Source organism: Streptomyces sp. A0642, from assembly GCF_004795105.1.
GTDB lineage: Bacteria > Actinomycetota > Actinomycetes > Streptomycetales > Streptomycetaceae > Streptomyces.
This window is the reverse complement of record NZ_SSBL01000027.1, coordinates 75,419-89,305: the sequence shown is the minus strand read 5'-3', so window position 1 is coordinate 89,305 and position 13,887 is coordinate 75,419. Positions and strand designations below refer to the sequence as shown.

The window sequence follows — 13,887 nt, the reverse complement described above, 5'->3', positions numbered from 1 at the left end:
GGTGGGTGGCCAGGTCGTGGCCGGCGACGTGGAGGTCGCCGGCGTCGGGGGTGACGAGGGTGGAGAGGATCTTCACGGCGGTGGTCTTGCCGGCCCCGTTGGGACCGAGCAGCGCGAACACGGTCCCCTGGGGGATGCGCAGGTCGATGCCGTCGAGGACGACCTTGTCGCCGTAGGACTTGCGCATCCCGACGGCGGAGACGGCGTACGGAGCCTGTCGGCCGTCCCTCTTTCTGGATGTGGGCATGACAGATGAAGGCATGGTGCCCTCCCGTTCGAAGGTCTGTGCGGCTGGGGCTGGGCGGTGGTGCCGGCGTGGGCGGCGGGGCCGGGCGGCCCGGGACAGGGGTCAGACCTTGGCGCGGCGGATGTCGATGGTGCCGTACCGGGTGCGGGCGCGGACCCTGACGGTGTCCTCGGTCTCCGCCGGTGTCTCGGACGCGGTGAGGGTGTTGCGCACCTGGCCGGCGCCGGAGCTGACGTCGAGCCAGGCCGCCGTGCCCTCGCGGACACCGACCTCGATGGCTCCGTAGCTCGTCTCCAGCTGGACGGTTCCCCGGGCGACTTCGGCGACGCGCAGGGTGCCGTGCGCGGTGGTGGCGGTGACGGAGTCCTCGGCGCGGGTGATGTCGATGTCACCGTTGGAACCGCTCACCCGCAGCTCGCCGGTGACGGAGCCGACGGTCGTGGTGCCGTGCGAGTTCTTCAGGACGGCGGGGCCGTCCACCAGCCCGACGCGCAGGCTGCCGGAGCTGGTGGTGATCTCGGCCTTGCCGTCGACCCGGTCCACGGTGATCGAGCCGTGCGACGCGGTCAGGTGCAGGGGGCCGGTCGCGTCGAGGCGGACGTCACCGGACGAGGTCTTCACCCGGACCTCGCCGAGCCGGCCCTCGCCGAGCACCTGCGCCCAGGCGCCCGTCACGTCGATGCGCGAGCCCGTGGGCAGTTCGACCGTCACGTCGACGGTGCCGGTGCGGCCGATCAGATAGCGCTGCTTGGGCGTCCGGACGGTCAGTACGCCACCGGAGCAGGTGATCTCGGTCTGCTCGGCCGCCCGGACGTCCTGGTCCTTCTTCGGGTCGCGGGGCCGTGCCTCGACGACGGTGTCCTGGCGGTCGCCCGCGGTGAACTGGATGGAGCCGGCCTCCACATGGGCCGTGACCGTGATCGCTTCGAGGGTGTCGAAAGAAGGCATGGCTGTCCCGTCCTCTTGGGTCGTGGTGGCGTCCCCGCTGGTGGGACGTGGTGTGAGTGAAGTCGCGCGGACCGGGATGCGGCTAGCGCACCCAGCCCGTGTAGCCCTGTCCGAGCGTCTGGCTCTTCTCCGTCGTACGGGGGCCGGCGCCGCCGTCGACCGCTGCCGACACGGCGCGTACCAGCCATGCGTTGACCGACAGGCCCTCGCGGGTCGCGGCCTCCTCGGCGCGGGCCTTCAGGTGGGCCGGCAGCCGCAGGTTGACGCGGGCGGTGCCGCCCTCGTCGCCTTCCGCCGGGGCCGGATTCCTGAGCGGTTCGGCGGGCGCCGGCTCCACGGTGCCACTGCCGGTGGCCGGCAGCGTCACGACGAAGTCGGGGTCGAGCCCGCGCAGCCGTACGTCGACCGAACCGGGGGCGAGCTCGCGGGTGATCTCGTCCATCGCGGCGGAGAGCACGTGGAGCAGCGTCAGCCGGGTCGCCGACTCCAGAGGAGCGGTGAGCCTCTCCGCCAGCGCGCGGGCTTCGTCGCCGCCGGCCTCGGCAGCCACCGCGAGTTCGCGGCGGAGGGTGTCGACATACGGGGTGAGGTCCATGACGCCATAATGGCACCACTGTGGCACCACGCGCAAGCGTGGTGGCGCTCTTTCTGAGCGACCTCTCTCATCGGTGCGTCTGACCTGGGGAAACGCGAGGGCGGCCTTCGGGTGCCGGGGGTGCGGGGAAGCTTTGCGTGCCTGCGATGGCACCGTTGTGGCACCACGTGATGCTATGTGGTGTCACCTCGGCCCCGGTCCCGGGCCCGGCGTGCGTGATGCCAACGCAGCGGTGGGAGACGATGTCCAGCCGGTCCCCCGGCCCCGCCGGGGCCGCGCTCGGTCAGGGCGAAATGGCGCGTCGTCCGAGCGAGGCGCAAAGCCCGGTTTCGGGCTGCGATCCGGCGCGGGAGACGAAGCGAAACGGCCGGACGGTCAGAAGGTCACCGCGTCACGGATCAGCGGGCAGGTCATGCAGTGTCCGCCTCCTCGGCCCCGGCCCAGCTCCGCGCCGACGATGGTGATGACCTCCACCCCGGCTTGCCGCAGCAGGGCGTTGGTCTGGGTGTTGCGGTCGTAGGTGAAGACGACGCCCGGCTCCAGGGCCACCGCGTTGTTGCCGCTGTCCCACTGCTGGCGCTCGGAGGCGTACACGTCGCCGCCCGTCTCGATCACCCGCAGTCGTGGCAGGCCCAGGGCGCGGGCCACGACCTCGGTGAAGGGGGTGCTGCCCTCATCGGTGACCTCGATTCCGGGCACCCGGTCGGATGGCCGCAACGAGAAGGTGTGGACGCCGTCCATGATGCGCGGGTACAGCGTCACGATGTCCCGGTCGGCGAAGGTGAACACCGTGTCGAGGTGCATCGCCGAGCGCAGCTTCGGCATTCCGGCGACGATCACGTGCTCCGCCGCGCCGTGTGCGAACAGGGCGGCCGCGACCTGTGTGATCGCTTGCCGGGAGGTCCGTTCGCTCATGCCCATGAGGACGACGCCGTTGCCGACGGGCATGATGTCCCCGCCCTCGAAGGTGGCCCGGCCCCAGTCCCGCTCCGGATCACCCCACCAGATCCTGCTGTCCCTGAAGTCGGGGTGGAAGGTGTAGATCGCCTTCATCAGCAGGGTCTCGTCGTGCCGGGCGGGCCAGTAGAGCGGGTTGAGCGTCACTCCGCCGTAGAGCCAGCAGGTCGTGTCGCGGGTGTACAGGGTGTTGGGCAGGGGCGGCATCAGGTACTCCCGCCCGCCCGCGCCTTCGCGGGCCAGGCCGAGGTACGCCGAGTGGAACTCCTGGGGCAGGTCGGCGGTGGCCAGGCCGCCGATCAGGTACTCGGCGAGCCGACCCGGGGCGAGGGTGTCGAGGAAGGCGCGGGTGTCGTCGACCAGGCCGAGGCCCACCTCGTTCGCGTCGATCTTCCGGTCGAGCAGCCAGGACCGGGCCTCCGGAATCGCCAGGGTGGCCGCGAGCAGCTCGTGCAGCTCGACGACCTCCACCCCCCGGCCGGTGAGCTGGGCCACGAAGTCGGCGTGGTCCCGCTGGGCGTTCTCCACCCACATGACGTCGTCGAACAGCAGATCGTCGGAGTTGGTCGGGGTCAGCCGCCGGTGCGCCATCCCGGGGGCGCACACCAGGACCTTGCGCAACCGGCCCACTTCGGAGTGGACGCCGAGGGCGGAACCAGGGGCAGTGCTCGTCACGGTGGGCCTTTCACTCGATGACACCATGGGGTCCGAAGGCGCTCTCACAGCTCGATCCAGCCGACGGCCAGCGCCGCCAGGCCGACGACGGCACCGGCGACGGTCACGGCGCAGATGACTGCTTCGCCCGGGGAGAAGAGCCGTCGTCGCTGCTCCCGGCGGGACTTGACGAAGAGGATGGTCGCCGGGGCGTAGAGGATGAAGGAGACGAGGATGAACTTCAGTCCCGCCGAGTACAGCAGGAACACCGTGTAGACCGTCGCCACCAGCGCGACGACCAGTTCGCGCCGGGTGGAGCGCCCCACCACGTCCGGGAGGCCGGGCCGCCTCGCGATCTTGGCCGCGAAGGCGGCGGCCAGCAGGAACGGGATCAGGCTCAGCGCGCTGGTCAGGTCCAGGGCGAAGTTGAAGGCGTCCTCGGAGAACAGCGTCACGACGAGCACCACCTGGCTGAGACAGGTCGTCAGGAGGAGCGCGTTGTCAGGGACGTCGGCCGCCGTCGACCGTGCCAGGAAACGGGGCATGTCCTTGTCCTTGGCGGCGACGAAGAGGACTTCGGCGGCCATCAGCGTCCAGGCGAGGTAGGCGCCGAGCACGGAGACGATGAGGCCGACGCTGATGAAGACCTCCCCCCAGTTGCCGACCGCCGACTCCAGCACTCCGGCCATGGAGGGCTGCCGCAGCTCGGCGATCTCGGCCATCGGCAGCAGTCCGTAGGAGACGATCGTGACGGATGCGAACACGGCGAACACGCTGAGGAATCCGAGGACCGTGGCCCGTCCGACGTCCTCGCGGCGCTTGGCGTGCCGCGAGTACACGCTGGCTCCCTCGACGCCGAGGAAGACGAAGACGGTGGCGAGCATGGTGCCCCGGACCTGGTTGAACAGGGAGCCCGCGTAGTCGGCGCCGAAGAAGTTGTCCGCGAAGACGGATGGTTCGAAGTAGAACAGCGTCAGGATGACGAAGAAGACGATGGGCACGATCTTCGCCACCGTCACGATCCGGTTGATCGCCGCGGCCTCCTTCACACCCCGGCGGATCAGCAGGAAGAACCCCCACAGGCCGGCCGACGAGATCACGACCGCCGTCACGGTGTCGCCGTCCCCGAGCACCGGAGCGACCGCGCCGACCGTCGACATGATGAGGACCCAGTAGGTGACGTTGCCGACGCAGGCGCTGGCCCAGTAGCCGAAGGCGGAGAAGAAGCCGAGGTACTCGCCGAAGCCCGCTTTCGCGTACGCGTACACGCCCGCGTCCAGGTCCGGCCGGCGCACGGCGAGGGTCTGGAAGACGAAGGCGAGCATCAGCATGCCGGCCCCGGCGACCGCCCAGGCGATCAGCGCCCCCGCGACCCCGGTCTCCTGTGCGAAGCGCCGCGGAAGCGAGAACACCCCGGCGCCGACCATCGAACCGACGACCATCGCGGTCAGCGTCAACAGGGTCAGCTTGACCGCAGGTCGCGCCGCGGCCTCGGTATCGCTCATGGTCTCCCTCGTCCGGTCGACTGGCGCGGGCGGGCGCCCTCCCGCACGCAGTCGAAGGGGGGCTCTGAAAGCTTATGCGGGAGTATGTCCGGAAATAGGCACCTTGTTGGGTGAGTCTGGAGATGAGGGGGAGAGGGCGGGCGATGCCGGCGAAGGCCCCAGGACCTGCTCGCCGTTGTGCGGTCGGCGCCCCGGTCCACTCCGCGTCCGGAAGCGGGCTCCGGCGAGGGTTGCCGGGGGCCGAGCAGGCCGCGGGGCGCTGCGGCCGGGGCCGGGAGGGGTCTGGCCGGCACCCCGCACCGTCCCCGGACGGCCGCTCGCCGGCGCGGGGGAGGGATGGGGGAAGGCCCGAATTCCGTGGACCGGGTTCAGGCCGCCTCGATCACCGTGGGGACCGTGCGGGGGCGGGTTCCGGCCGCCCGGCGGGCCGCCGGGCCCATGGCGTGGGAAGCGGCCAGGAAGAGGGCGCCGAGGAGGAGCCAGCCCATGGTTCCCCCGCCTATCAGCACCGTGGTGAGCGCCAGTGGGCCGAGGGTCCGGGCGACGGTGACGCCGGTGCCGAAGAAGCCCTGATACTCGCCGATCCGGTCGGGTGGGGCCATGGCGAAGCCGAGTTGCCAGGAGCCCGCGGACTGGAGCATCTCCGCGGCGACCAGCAGCACCGAGCCCGCGAGCAGGGCGGTGACGGCCGCCCAGGTCGGCGTTCCCGCGGAGAGGGCGAAGACCGCGCAGGTGAGGAGCATGAGGGCACCGGAGCGGCGGAGCGCCTTGACCGCGCTGGGTGTGCTGGTGACGGAGCGGGCGGTGCGGACCTGGAAGAGCATGACGGCGACGGTGTTGAGGACGAAGAGCGCGGAGACCAGCCAGGCGGGGGCGGTGGTGCGTTCGGTGACCCAGAGCGGCAGGCCGAGGCTGAGCAGGGGCATCCGCAGCAGCAGCACCGTGTTGAGGAGGGTGAGGACGGCGTACGGGCGGTCGCGCAGCACCGCGAGCCTGGCGCCCTTCGGCGCGGGGAGCGGGGGCACCGCCGGCAGTCGCAGCAGGACGAGGGCGCAGAGCAGGAAGCTCACCGCGTCGACCGCGAAGACGGCCAGGTAGGCGCCGCGGGTACCGGCGGAGAGGGCGAGGCCGCCGAGAGCCGCGCCGATGGCCAGTCCCGCGTTGAGAGTGGACTGCAGGTGGGCAAGCGCGCGGGTGCGCCCTTCCCCGGCGACGAGGCCCGCGAGGAGTGCCTGCCGGGCGGCGGCCAGGCCGGACTGCGCGGTGGCGTAGAGGCAGGCGGCCAGGAGGAACGGCAGGAAGGCCCGTACGACGAGGAACGTGGCGACGGACGCACTGGTCGCGAGGGCCAGCAGCGCGGCCGTACCGCGCGGACCCCTGCGGTCCGCGAGGCGCCCGAGCGGTACTCCGACGATCGAGCCGACAGCCCACGCCACGGCGAGGCCGAGACCGATCCTGGCGGGGGCGAGGCCCACGACCTGGGTGAAGTAGAGCGCGGAGGTCACGTAGAACACGCCGTCGCCGACGGAGTTGCTCAACTGGGCCAGAGCGAGAGTGCGTGCGGGCCCTGCGGGTGGTAGTAGCTTCATCGTCTCCCTGACCGTGAGGGGGTATGGGGCTGCGCCACCGGGTCCGTGGGTGGCGCGGTGAGCGAGCCGGTGCAACTGGGAACAGGGGCGCGCCGGTCCTGCGGCGGGGCTGTGCCATCGGGGGCCATCGCGAGGCCACCGCGAGGCCACCGCGAGGCCATCGGGAGGCAGGAGTCGCTTCGGAGCCGACGGACCCGGACCCCGGGCCGGACGGCGGCGGGTGCGAAGGGTTCAGCGGGAGAGCCCGTATTCCTTCTCGATCCAGTCGAGGGCGGAGGAGTGGGCCGGACGCCAGCCCAGTCGGGCGCCTCCGCTGCGTACCCGGCTGTTGGAGGCGAGTACGTACAGGGCGAGTTCGTGCCCCCAGAAGGCGACGGCGGTGTCCGCGTCCCAGGACTCGGCGGGGCCGAGGCCGAGTGCCGAGGCGAGCGCGGCGCAGATGCCGGAGAAGGCGGCCTCGCCGTTCTCGACGAAGTGGAAGGATCCGGGCGCGGCGTGCGTGAGGGCGCGCAGGTAGAGGTCGGCCATGTCGTCGATGTGAACGGTCGACCAGATGTTGCGGCCCTCTCCCACGTACCGCACGACCCCACTGTCGCGGGCCTGGTGTGCGAGCACCGGAATCTGCACGCTGTCGCGGGCCATCCCCCGGCCGTGGCCGTAGACGAGCGAGTTGCACAGCACCACCGAGCGCACGCCCCTGTCCGCCGCGTCCATGACGAAACGGTCGAGGGCGACCCGGGCGGCTTTCTCCTCGATGGGCCGCCAGCTCGACCCGGGGGCGACGATCGCCTCGGTGAAGATCTCGTCCACGGCGTCCCCTCGGGAGTCGGTGCTGACGATGCTGGAGCCGCTGGTGTGCACCAGAGGGCGGCCGGTGCCCGTCAGCCCTTCGACGAGCGCTTCGACGGCACCCCTGTGGTCGCTGTCGGCGGCGTTGACGACGGCGTCGGCCGCACGGGCCCGCGCGATGAGCAGTGCGCGGTCGTCGAGCGTGCCGAGGACGGGGGTGATGCCTCGGCGCTCCAGTTCGCGGGCCTTGTCCCGGGTGCGGACGAGACCTTCGACCTGGTGCCCGGAGCGCAGCAGCAGATCGGCGACCGTGCCTCCGATGTAGCCGGTGGCTCCGGTGACGAACACGCGCATGGGAGGGCTCCAATTCAACTACGGCGAGGGGGTGGTGGGACTTCGGCCGGGCCGGGCCCGGGGCCTGGACGGCTTGTGCCGGCCGGGCGCCGGCCTGGCCGTGACCTCGGTCAGCCGAGCGGCCAGGGCCGGGCGGTGGCGCCGAGCCTGTTCCAGGCGTTGATCACGGTGATGGTCCAGATCAGCTCGGCGAGTTCGACCTCGGTGAACTCGGCGGCCGCCCGGTCGTACACCTCGTCGGTCACGGGGCCGTCGGTGAGACGGGTGGCCGCCTCGGCCAGCTCCAGGGCGGCCCGCTCGCGCTCGGTGAAGAAGGGCGTCTCGCGCCACACGGGCAGTGCGTAGAGGCGTTGCTCGCTCTCGCCGCCGGTTCGGGCGTCCCGGGTGTGCAGATCGACGCAGTAGGCGCAGCCGTTGAGCTGGGAGACGCGTGCCCGGACCAGTTCCAGCAGCGCGGGCTCCAGGTCGACCTTCCGGGAGGCGGCGTCGAGCGAGTTGAGGGCGCGGTTGATGTGCGGGGCGAGCTTGTCCACCGGCAGGCGTACGGACGTCACGGAATTCTCCTTCGAGGGGTCATCGGAACGCGGGGGTCGGGCGGTCAGGGGACGAGGGCGACCTCGCCGTCGCGGAAAACGCGGTAGAGCACTCCTTCGCGGTCATAGCGCTCCACGACGCGCTCGATCGGCTCGCTCTCGGGGATCGGTGAGCGGTAGTGGGGTACGAAGGCGTAGTCCAGGAGGCCGAGGCCCTCCCAGAGCACCGGCCGGTCGTAGACGGTGACGGCGTCGGCGGGGTCGTCCACGAGTTCGAGGCCGCGCAGGCTGGGCGACAGGACGCAGGCGCCGGCACTCCAGCCGGCGTAGACGAGGGAGTCGCGATACAGCAGGTCGGGCAGGATCTCGTCCGCGCCGCTGAGGGCCATCGCCAGCCGCAGGACGAACGGGTTGCCGCCGTGCACCCAGACGACGCCGAAACCGGACAGCCGCTCGGCCAGCGTGCCCGCATCACCGAAGTGGTCCCGCAGGTCCACCTCGGTCGCCAGGTAGCCGCGGTCGCGCAGCATCGCGATCTCCCGGCCGGTGGCCTGCTGCCTCTGCGGGGCGGGGAGCGCGTCCAGCGCGTTGCCGACGACAGCCGCGGTCCGCGCACCTTGGGCGAGGTCGTCCAGCAGTTCGGGGGCGTCCCCCAGTTTCCAGGAGGAAAGGAACAAGCGCATGATCCTGCTCTCGTGACAGGGAGTCGGGACAAGGGGCTTCGGCACGGTGTGCACCGTGGGGGCAAGGGGCTTCGGGACTGGACGGTGTGCACGGCCGGGGCAAGGGGCTTCGGGACTGTGACGGTGTGCACCGTCGTGGCAGGGGGTCGGGTCAACCGGAGACGGTGAGCACGATCTTTCCGGCGGTACGGCCCGTGAGGGGAGCGCCGCGGCCTCCACGTGGGAGAGCACCGGCGGCTTGGGTGCCAAGTGCCGGGCGGGAGAGACCACGTACTCGGCGTAGGTACCCGCAGGAGCCGGCTGGCGCGGCATGCCGAACACCTCGTCGCCGGGTCCGAACAGGGTCACGCCCGGCCCGATGGCTTCGACCACCCCGGAGACGTCCCAGCCCAGGCGGATCGGAACATCGCCCGCCGGCCCTCCGGTGCCACCGGTCGGTCGGGTTCACCCCCGCCGCACACACCCGTACGAGCACTTCGGCGGGACCGGGCACCGGGCGCGGCACCTCAACGATCTTCAGGACGTCAGGTCCGCCTGAGGAGTCCTGCCCGATGGCGCGCATAGTGAGGTTCCTTCGTGTCCGGCAGGCCGTCCGTGGTGGTCCGGCTGTGCGGGGGGAGAGGGCGGAGGTCTCGCATCCGGAGGGGCGCCCGAGCACAGTGGCGGGCGGGAGCCTCACACGAGGAATGCAAATGCCGTGTGAAGTCGGCCCGTTCAGCCTCCTACGGGTCCGATGCGCCAACAAGCTGGCATAGTGCAACGGTCGTTAAGGTGGATTTAACGTCCGGAGGAACGAGTGCTGGAGCGGCTTGAGCTGGAGGCCTTCCTGACGCTGGCCGAGGAGTTGCACTTCGGGCGCACGGCCGAACGCCTGCATGTGAGCACCGCCCGGATCAGCCAGACGGTCAAGAGGCTGGAACGTCACATCGGCACACCGCTGTTCGAACGCAACAGCCGTCATGTCCGCCTCACCGAGGCCGGCCGACTGCTGCACGAGGACGTGCGCCCGGCCTACGACCGGATCGAGGCCGCGGTGGAGAAGGCGATCAACGCCGCGCGCGGCGTTGATCGCCTTCTCCGGGTCGGCTTCCTCGGGGCCGCCGCAGGGCAGCTCATGGCGCAGGCCGCTCGGCTCTTCGACCAGGGCCACCCCGGCCGGCGGGCCAAGCTCAGGGAGATGCAGATCGTCGACGGTCTCCGGCGGTTGCGCGCAGGCGACGTCGACCTCCTGGTCGTGAGCCTGCCGCACCACGAACCCGACATGGTGACCGGGCCGGTCCTGTTCTCCGAGCCCCGGGTGCTGGGGGTGCCGTCCGGCCACCCGCTCGCCCGCCGTGACAGCGTTTCGCTGGAAGACCTGGCCGAGGTCAGGATGCTGCAGGTGGCCGAGGCATTTCCCGACTACTGGCGCGCGGACCGCACACCCCGCCTGACGCCGGCGGGCCGCCCCATCGAACCTGGCCCCCAGTTCGAAACGCTCCAGGAGGCCCTGGCGCTGATCGACGCCGGCGAAGGCGCCTTCGTCATGGGCGCCCAGGTGTCACGTTTCTATGCGCGCCCCGGCGTGACCTATCTGCCGCTGAGCGACGCGGCGCCCCTGCACTGGGCGCCCACCTGGCTCGTCACCAGCACCGCACCCGAGATCCACGCCTTCAACCGCCTTGCCCAGGACGTCGCCGTCCGGCTTTCTCCCGCTGTACGGAGCTGATGCCGGTTCATGCCCCGGTTCCGTCAGGGCGTACGGGGCTCGTGCCACGAGCCGGAGTACGGTCCACGAGGCGTCTGCCGAGGAGGACGAACAGCGAGACGAGCCCGGCCGTGAGCAGGGTGGGGTGCAGGCAGGGGGCCCCGCATCTGACGGCGGCCCAGGGAACAGGGCGCATAGGGATACCGGACAGCGAAGCCCTATGCTGAGCCGGGCGAGTGAGGCGCAGTTCGGGCGCCCCGCCCCTGCAACCGGGCGCCCCCTGCGTACGGAATTCCCTACGAACAACGGAGGTTGACCGGTGATCACTCTGACCGCAGTCGGAGGAGTGGCCCTGGTCGAACTGGGGATGGCGTTGACCCCCGGACCGAACATGATCCACCTGGCCTCCCGGGCGATCACCCAAGGCCGCCGGGCCGGTCTGGTCAGCCTCAGTGGTACCGCGGTGGGATTCGTCTGCTACCTGCTGGCAGCGGCTGCGGGCCTGTCCGCGCTGTTCGCCGCCGTGCCGGTGGCCTTCACGGTGGTCAAGCTCGCCGGGGCCGCCTACCTGGCCTACCTCGCCTGGGACATGCTCAGGCCCGGCGGCCGTTCGCCCTTCGCCCCTGCCCCGGACCTGCCTCCGGTCTCAGACCGCCGCCTGTTCTCGATGGGGCTGCTGACCAACCTGCTGAACCCCAAGATCGCCCTGATGTATGCCGCACTGCTGCCCCAGTTCCTGGACCCGCAGGCAGGCCCGGCCTGGGGACAGCTGCTTCAGCTCGGCGCGGTGCAGATCATCGTGGGCATCTCCGTGAACGCCCTGATCATGCTGAGCGCGGCACGCATGTCGAAGTTCCTGGCCACCCGGCCCCGCGTCCTGACCGCCCAACGCTTCACAGCGGGCGGTCTGCTCGGCGCCTTCGCCCTGCACACGGCGCTGTCCCGCGACGTCGTCTCCACCTGAGTGGTCCCGGGTCCCTACCGGCGCCTCGGGGTGCAGGGGCGTGGTGGGCGGAGGCCGGATCGGCCTGACACCCTCATCCGCTACGGCTCGACCCTTGAGGTGCTTTGCCGGACGGAAACCACGGGTTCAGGCCCCGGAAAGTTCGGGGGGATCCCATGCGGGAAAGCCGTCCCAGAGCACAGCCAAGCGAGATAGCTCGAGAGGCTGCCCTCGTAGTGGTGCCAGTCGTCATTCCGGCCAGCCACCACGACAGTCCATTCGTTGGGCCGCCCTGCTGTACGCCAGTGGAACTCGTCCCCGTCTATGGAGCCGCCCCACCGCAGCAGTCCTCCCGATTCCGGGAACGCAGGGTAACCACCCAACATCTCCTTCTGTGCCATACCCTCGGCACCGGCTATATCCTCTCTCGCCTCCTCGACAAATCCCCCCTCGTCACCTGGGGTCGGCGACGTCACAGTGAGCCATTGCCCGATCCCCAGCCGAGGGTACGACTCCGCCAAAACGATGTAGTCGTCCGGCAGCCCAGTCCCCAAGCCGTCGCAAACCACCTGCCAGTTGATGCGTAGCGGAACTTCCAGACGCTGCGCCACCAGCCCGGGAAGTGCAATCTCGAGGAATTCGATACTCAACAGCCAACCCCATTTGTGTCGTTGCTTTCCATCCGCACACCGAAGAGCTTACGGGCCGGTGTCGACGACGTCAGGGTGATTGCAGTCGACCGGTCGGCGTTGAGGTCGCCATACTTCCAGGACGGGACCGTAGGTGACAGGTTGCGTGGCCAGCGGGCCAGGTCCCGTGGCGAGGGCGGCGATCGCGGATCGGGCCGTGCTGCGGGACCAGGGTGCGGTGTTCGGCCCGGTCGCCTCCACACCGACGGCCTGGCGACTGCTCGCCGACACCGATGAGGCCGCACTCGCCTCACTGCGAGCGGCCCGCGCTTCAGCCCGGGAAGTCGCCTGGATGCAGGCCGCCGAGACCGGCGAGGGCATTCCCGCTGTTCGGGTCGGCGGACGAGAGCTTCCCGGCCTGGTTCCGGACCTCGACGCCACGCTGGTCGCCTGCCAGTCGGAAAGGGAACAGGCCGCCCCGACCTACAAGGGCGGCTTCGGCTTCCATCCGCTGCTGTGTTTCCTCGCGAACACCGGCGAGGCCGTGTCGGGACAGTTGCGGCCCGGTAACTCCGGAGCCAACACTGCCGCCGATCACATTGCGGTGTTCGACCAGGCACTCGCGCAGATCTCCGACGCTCACCGGCACGGCACCGCCATCCTCATCCGCGCCGACAGTGCCGGATCCGCGAAAGCCTTTCTCGCCCGCGTCCGCGACGTGCGGAAACGAGGAATCCGTACCTTCTTCTCGGTCGGATGCGCCATCACCGAGCCGGTCCACCGCGCTGTCCGGGCGATGCCCGACCGCCTCTGGCATCCCGCCCTTGACCAGAACGGCACCCTGGGTGATGGGGCCGAGGTCGCCGAGCTGACCGGCATGGTCGATCTGGCCGGCTACCCGGCCGACACCCGCATCATCGTGCGCCGCGAGCGGCCGCACCCCGGAGCACAGCTGTCCCTGTTCGACCAGGACGAGGGCCTGCGGCATCAGGTGTTCCTCACCGACACCCCGTATTCCAGTGGTGGCTCCGCCCAGTTCCTGGAGGTCCGCCACCGCGGACACGCCACTGCCGAGGACCACATCCGGTGCGACAAGACCACCGGTTTCGGCAGCTTCCCCTCCCGCCAATTCGGCGTCAACACCGGCTGGCTCGACGGACCAGCCCGTTGCAGTCGGGGCCCGCTCCCTGATGGAAGCAGGCCCCGACGTCACCATCCATGCATGCGACCTGGGTCAATATGTCCGAAAATAGGGCGAAGGGATCGCCTCTGCGACACCGAAGGGTTCGAATTCCGTCTCCGTGAGAACGCGGTAGACGAATTCTGAGGCCGACGTGTCGAAGCGCTGAAATGGTTCCAGCGGGTCGACGCGGGCGATCACCGGCCAAGTGGCCGGGTCTCGTGCTGTGTCAGCCAGCCAGTAGTACTCTTCCTCGATCAAGGAAAAGCCCCACTGTACGAGGCCCGTTCCTGGACCGTTCCCGTTCGCACCGAGAAGGCCGAAGGGTTTGAACATGTCCAGGATTTCCGGGTCGGCCGTTACCGACTTGAGCAGCTTGGCGTGGTTGTTACGTACCGTCTCTGAGCCGTCGGTTGCCTTCAGGATCAGGAGATGATCGCTGAAAGCGCCCCAGGGTGCGAAGCGGCGACGCAGTTCTTTGAAATCGTCGGGGAGAGGGGTGCCCAGGAACTCTTCGGTGTCGGACCAGTCGGTTTCGGCGGTTTCGCCTTCCCAGCCCGTGATCGTCACCAGTTGTTCTACCCATTCCATGTG

At 70.3% G+C, this 13,887-nt stretch carries 12 protein-coding genes and 2 pseudogenes; 3 read left to right on the top strand and 11 right to left on the bottom strand.

Translation table 11 applies throughout. The features are described 5' to 3' along the window. The 10 genes and pseudogenes from E6R60_RS30940 to E6R60_RS37620 all read right to left on the bottom strand — a co-directional run. Positions 1-247, bottom strand: a 247-nt coding sequence (locus E6R60_RS30940; RefSeq protein WP_136330011.1) for an ATP-binding cassette domain-containing protein, incomplete at its 3' end; no start/stop codon positions are given. 102 nt (positions 248-349) lie between these two features. After that, positions 350-1,195: a DUF4097 family beta strand repeat-containing protein gene (locus E6R60_RS30935; protein WP_136330010.1), complete on the bottom strand. Its 846-nt coding sequence runs from the start codon at positions 1,193-1,195 to the stop codon at positions 350-352. 82 nt (positions 1,196-1,277) lie between these two features. After that, positions 1,278-1,790, bottom strand: coding sequence for a toxin-antitoxin system HicB family antitoxin (locus E6R60_RS30930; RefSeq protein ID WP_136330009.1), 513 nt, complete (start codon positions 1,788-1,790; stop codon positions 1,278-1,280). A gap of 375 nt (positions 1,791-2,165) precedes the next feature. After that, positions 2,166-3,422, bottom strand: a complete 1,257-nt coding sequence (locus tag E6R60_RS30925) for an arginine deiminase (protein WP_206309559.1) — start codon at positions 3,420-3,422, stop codon at positions 2,166-2,168. 44 nt (positions 3,423-3,466) lie between these two features. Further along, positions 3,467-4,906, bottom strand: coding sequence for a basic amino acid/polyamine antiporter (locus E6R60_RS30920; protein ID WP_136330007.1), 1,440 nt, complete (start codon positions 4,904-4,906; stop codon positions 3,467-3,469). Between the two features lie 368 nt (positions 4,907-5,274). Then, positions 5,275-6,495, bottom strand: a complete 1,221-nt coding sequence (locus E6R60_RS30915; RefSeq protein WP_136330006.1) for an MFS transporter — start codon at positions 6,493-6,495, stop codon at positions 5,275-5,277. Positions 6,496-6,726: 231 nt separating this feature from the next. Continuing rightward, on the bottom strand, positions 6,727-7,638 hold the full coding sequence (locus tag E6R60_RS30910) for an NAD-dependent epimerase/dehydratase family protein (RefSeq protein WP_136330005.1): 912 nt from the start codon (positions 7,636-7,638) through the stop codon (positions 6,727-6,729). Positions 7,639-7,748: 110 nt separating this feature from the next. Then, positions 7,749-8,192 (bottom strand): carboxymuconolactone decarboxylase family protein, encoded by a 444-nt coding sequence (locus E6R60_RS30905; RefSeq protein WP_136330004.1) that lies wholly within the window; start codon positions 8,190-8,192, stop codon positions 7,749-7,751. A 44-nt stretch (positions 8,193-8,236) separates the two neighbouring features. Next, complete coding sequence (locus E6R60_RS30900) at positions 8,237-8,854, bottom strand: Type 1 glutamine amidotransferase-like domain-containing protein (protein ID WP_136330018.1); 618 nt, start codon at positions 8,852-8,854, stop codon at positions 8,237-8,239. Between the two features lie 186 nt (positions 8,855-9,040). Then, a pseudogene (locus E6R60_RS37620) lies at positions 9,041-9,416 on the bottom strand (alcohol dehydrogenase catalytic domain-containing protein); the annotation flags it as partial. A 234-nt stretch (positions 9,417-9,650) separates the two neighbouring features. Between E6R60_RS37620 and E6R60_RS30890 the strand changes: the two are divergent. The 3 genes and pseudogenes from E6R60_RS30890 to E6R60_RS30880 all read left to right on the top strand — a co-directional run. After that, entirely contained in the window at positions 9,651-10,562 is a 912-nt protein-coding gene (locus E6R60_RS30890) for a LysR family transcriptional regulator (protein ID WP_136330003.1), read from the top strand. A gap of 298 nt (positions 10,563-10,860) precedes the next feature. Then, complete coding sequence (locus E6R60_RS30885) at positions 10,861-11,505, top strand: LysE family translocator (RefSeq protein WP_136330002.1); 645 nt, start codon at positions 10,861-10,863, stop codon at positions 11,503-11,505. A gap of 807 nt (positions 11,506-12,312) precedes the next feature. After that, positions 12,313-13,266, top strand: a pseudogene (locus E6R60_RS30880) (transposase); the annotation flags it as partial. Between the two features lie 81 nt (positions 13,267-13,347). Here E6R60_RS30880 and E6R60_RS30875 read toward each other — a convergent pair. Beyond that, positions 13,348-13,884 carry a hypothetical protein gene (locus tag E6R60_RS30875; RefSeq protein WP_136330001.1) on the bottom strand — a complete coding sequence of 179 codons (537 nt, stop codon included), beginning with the start codon at positions 13,882-13,884 and terminating at the stop codon, positions 13,348-13,350. Positions 13,885-13,887: the final 3 nt, after the last annotated feature.

Coding starts and splice junctions, on each gene's coding strand:
- E6R60_RS30915 (WP_136330006.1), bottom strand. CDS start 6,495: ATGAAGCTACTACCACCCGCAGGGCCCGCACGCACTCTCGCTCTGGCC.
- E6R60_RS30875 (WP_136330001.1), bottom strand. CDS start 13,884: ATGGAATGGGTAGAACAACTGGTGACGATCACGGGCTGGGAAGGCGAA.
- E6R60_RS30910 (WP_136330005.1), bottom strand. CDS start 7,638: ATGCGCGTGTTCGTCACCGGAGCCACCGGCTACATCGGAGGCACGGTC.
- E6R60_RS30930 (WP_136330009.1), bottom strand. CDS start 1,790: ATGGACCTCACCCCGTATGTCGACACCCTCCGCCGCGAACTCGCGGTG.
- E6R60_RS30900 (WP_136330018.1), bottom strand. CDS start 8,854: ATGCGCTTGTTCCTTTCCTCCTGGAAACTGGGGGACGCCCCCGAACTG.
- E6R60_RS30935 (WP_136330010.1), bottom strand. CDS start 1,195: ATGCCTTCTTTCGACACCCTCGAAGCGATCACGGTCACGGCCCATGTG.
- E6R60_RS30920 (WP_136330007.1), bottom strand. CDS start 4,906: ATGAGCGATACCGAGGCCGCGGCGCGACCTGCGGTCAAGCTGACCCTG.